The 3,648-nt window shown below is 73.4% G+C and carries 4 protein-coding genes; 2 read left to right on the top strand and 2 right to left on the bottom strand.

Annotation, left to right across the window (positions count from 1 at the left end; translation table 11 throughout):
* Together ftsL and rsmH are read right to left on the bottom strand one after the other, a co-directional pair.
* Nucleotides 1-409, bottom strand: a 409-nt coding sequence (gene ftsL / locus L1885_RS25350; RefSeq protein WP_235799497.1) for a cell division protein FtsL, incomplete at its 3' end; no start/stop codon positions are given.
* Nucleotides 406-1,368 carry a 16S rRNA (cytosine(1402)-N(4))-methyltransferase RsmH gene (rsmH, locus tag L1885_RS25355; protein WP_235799498.1) on the bottom strand — a complete coding sequence of 321 codons (963 nt, stop codon included), beginning with the start codon at nucleotides 1,366-1,368 and terminating at the stop codon, nucleotides 406-408. The genes ftsL and rsmH, both read right to left, overlap by 4 nt.
* Nucleotides 1,369-1,764: 396 nt before the next feature.
* On the opposite strand from rsmH, the gene L1885_RS25360 reads away from it, so the two are divergent.
* Together L1885_RS25360 and L1885_RS25365 are read left to right on the top strand one after the other, a co-directional pair.
* Nucleotides 1,765-2,316 carry a beta-class carbonic anhydrase gene (locus L1885_RS25360; protein WP_235799499.1) on the top strand — a complete coding sequence of 184 codons (552 nt, stop codon included), beginning with the start codon at nucleotides 1,765-1,767 and terminating at the stop codon, nucleotides 2,314-2,316.
* Between the two features lie 302 nt (nucleotides 2,317-2,618).
* Nucleotides 2,619-3,648, top strand: a 1,030-nt coding sequence (locus L1885_RS25365; protein ID WP_235799500.1) for an AAA family ATPase, incomplete at its 3' end; no start/stop codon positions are given.

Raw genomic sequence — 3,648 nt, forward strand, 5'->3', positions numbered from 1 at the left:
AGGGCGCGGACGGCGTCGGCAGCGGCAGGGCGTGGGCGCGCGTGGGGCGGCCGAGCACGGTGCCGTCCGGCTCGAGGAACGCCGGGTTGCCGCCGGGCACCATGCCCAGCATGCGGGCGCGGCGGGCGAGCGCGTCGGGCGCGGACTGGTCGTCGACCGCGCGCCGCAGGGCCTGCTGCTCGTCCGTCAGGTCCTGGGTCTGCTTCTTGAGCTTGCTCAGCCTGAACGATCCTTCGTTGAGCGAGGAGTTCAGCATGAGCAGGGTGATCAGGCCCCCCGCCAGCAGGATCACCACCAGCAGGACGAAGGGCGTGCGGGCCGCGGAGCCGGACCCGGACGGCGTCAGCCCGGCCAGCCGCGCGGCGCGGCCCCGCAGCTGCCTGCCCTGGCCGGGACCGGCGGCGTTCACAGGGCGTCCTCGCGGATGCGCTCGGCGCCGCGCAGCTTGGCGGAGGCGGCCCTGCTGTTCTCGGCCACCTCCTCCTCGCCGGGCAGCTCGGCACCCCTGGTCAGCAGCCTCAGCCGGGGCTGGTACTGCTCGGGGACCACCGGCAGGCCGGGCGGGGCGGTGCTGGTGGCGCCGGCCGAGAGCACCTGCTTGACGATGCGGTCCTCCAGCGAGTGGTACGACAGGACGGCCACGCGGCCGCCCACGGCGAGTGCCCGCACGGCCGCGGGGACCGCGCGCTCCAGCACCGGCAGCTCGCCGTTGACCTCGATGCGCAGGGCCTGGAAGGTGCGCTTCGCCGGGTTGCCGCCGGTGCGCTTGGCGGCCTGGGGCAGCGCGTCCCTGATCAGGTCGACGAGCCGGCCGCTGCGGTCGAAGGGCTCCTTCTCCCGCTCGCGCACCACCGCCTCGACGATGCGCCGGGCCTGCTTCTCCTCGCCGTACGTGCGCAGGATGCGCACCAGCTCGCCCGGCGCGTAGGTGTTGAGGACCTCGGCCGCGCCCATGCCCGTCGTCTGGTCCATCCGCATGTCCAGGGGCGCGTCGCGCGCGTACGCGAACCCGCGGTCCGCCTCGTCGAGCTGCATCGAGGAGACGCCGAGGTCGAACAGGACGCCCTGGACGCGGGGCACGGCCAGCCGCTGAAGGACCTCGGGCAGCTCGTCGTAGACGGCGTGCACCAGCGTCGCGCGCTCGCCGAAGGGCGCGAGCCGCTCCCCGGACAGCCGCAGCGCCTCCTTGTCCCGGTCGAGCGCGATCAGCCGCGCCGCGGGGAAGGTGGCGAGCAGGGCCTCGCTGTGGCCGCCGAGACCGAGCGTGCAGTCCACGACGACGGCCCCCGGGTCGGCGAGTGCGGGGGCCAGCAGGTCAAGGCACCTCTGGAGCATCACGGGTACGTGCCGCTCGCTGCGCTCGCTCATGCGCCCTCTCTGGTACGGCGCGCACCGTAGGCGACCACGCGGCGGCCGGGTCCCCGCCCGCTCGGAAGGGGAAGCGGTCCGCCGGGGCGCCGCGAGGGGCGTCGTCGGACCGTCGAGCGGGAGGAGGCCGAGCCGCACGTTCGCCGCGCACGCGGGGAGTCTCGGGAAGTGTGCGGTCAAGAGAACCGCGAACTTCGCGTCACTTTAGTCCACAGGCCCTTACGGTCAATCAACCGCCTTAGCGCGTCGCCCGGCCCCGCGCGAACGCGCCCCGCACGGCCGCCTCCGGCGCCGTGCGCCGCCCGGGGGGCGTTTTCGCGCCACAACGCGGGCGGCGGTTGTTTGTCGCGACCCCACAGCGGGCCCGGCGTGCGGTTGCCCCGTACCTTCATAGGTATGACGACCTCGACACACCCGACAGACGAGCCCTCGGCCGGCGCCCCCCGCACCGGCGGGACCGTCACCGACCGGCTGATCGAAGCGAACGCCCGCTACGCGGACGGCTTCACCGACCCGGGCATGGACGCCCGTCCCGTCCTGCACGTGGCCGTGGTGGCCTGCATGGACGCCCGCATCGACCTGCACAGGGCCCTCGGCCTGGAGCTCGGCGACTGCCACACCCTCCGCAACGCCGGCGGCGTCGTGACCGACGACGTGATCCGCTCCCTCGCCATCAGCCAGCGCGCCCTGGGCACGCGCAGCGTCGTGCTGATCCACCACACCGGGTGCGGCATGCAGACCATCACCGAGGACTTCCGCCACGAGCTGGAGCTCGAGGTCGGGCAGCGCCCCTCGTGGGCGGTCGAGGCCTTCCAGGACGCCGAGCAGGACGTGCGCCAGTCGATACGGCGGGTGCGGACCTCCCCGTTCCTGCCGCACGTGGACGACGTGCGGGGCTTCGTCTTCGACGTGAAGACGGGCCGCCTCTCCGAGGTCACCGCGGACTGAGGGCGCACCGGCGTTCCCGCCCCGCCCCGCTCGCCGCCCACCCCGCCCCCCAGGCCGAAACGTGGCCATGATTCCGGCATGTCGCTCATTCCGGGCCTTGGTTGGTCACTTCTGCCGCCGGATAAGTGACACGAAGCGGTAACGGCAACCAGAATGCTCCGGTGACGCCGAACCTGAACCATCCGGAGGCGGTGTCCGTAATTCGGGGTGGGCCGGGGAGCACGTCGTGCGCCGGTCCTGCAGCACTCAAACGGGTCCCCGCTTCCCCAGGGAAGCGACGGGGCAAGGCCGAGGAGGGCCGGGTGACGACCTATGACGATCGAGCGAACCCTGGAGGTTCCCCCGACGGGGCGTTCCCGACGGTCGGGGAGGACCTGACCGCCACGGCGGAGCGGGTGCGGGCGTCGATCGAGGGCGTGATCGAGGGCAAGCCGGAGGTCGTACGGCTCTCCCTGACGGTGCTGCTCGCCGAGGGGCACCTCTTGATCGAGGACGTCCCCGGCGTCGGCAAGACGATGCTGGCCAAGGCGCTCGCCCGGTCCATCGACTGCTCGGTGCGGCGCATCCAGTTCACGCCCGACCTGCTGCCCTCGGACATCACCGGTGTGTCGATCTTCGACCAGCAGCGGCGCGACTTCGAGTTCAAGCCCGGCGCGATCTTCGCCCAGATCGTGATCGGCGACGAGATCAACCGGGCCTCCCCGAAGACCCAGTCGGCGCTGCTGGAGTCCATGGAGGAGCGCCAGGTCACCGTCGACGGCACGACGTACGAGCTGCCCAGCCCGTTCATGGTGGTCGCCACGCAGAACCCGGTCGAGATGGAGGGCACCTACCCGCTGCCCGAGGCCCAGCGCGACCGCTTCATGGCCCGCGTGTCCATCGGCTATCCCAGCAGCGACGCCGAGCTGCGGATGCTGGACGTGCACGGCGGCCCCTCGCCGCTGGACGACCTCCAGCCGGCGGCGCACGCGCACGACATCGTGAAGCTGATCGACGCGGTCCGCTCGGTCCACGTCGCGGAGCCCGTACGGCGCTACGCGGTCGAGCTCGTCGGCGCCACGCGGACGCACCCCGACCTGCGGCTCGGCGCCTCGCCCCGCGCCACGCTGCACCTGCTGCGCGCGGCGAAGGCGTCGGCGGCCCTGGCCGGCCGGGACTACGCGCTGCCCGACGACGTGCAGGCCCTGGCCGTCGCGGTGCTGGCGCACCGGCTGCTGCCCACGGCACAGGCCCAGCTCGGGCGCAGGACGTCCGAGCAGGTGGTGCTCGAGATCCTCCAGCACACGCCCGTGCCGACCGCGGACGGCGGCCGCGCCGCCGGAGCGCAGGCGC

Origin of the sequence: Streptomyces fuscigenes (assembly GCF_021556455.1) — a bacterium.
GTDB lineage: Bacteria > Actinomycetota > Actinomycetes > Streptomycetales > Streptomycetaceae > Streptomyces > Streptomyces fuscigenes.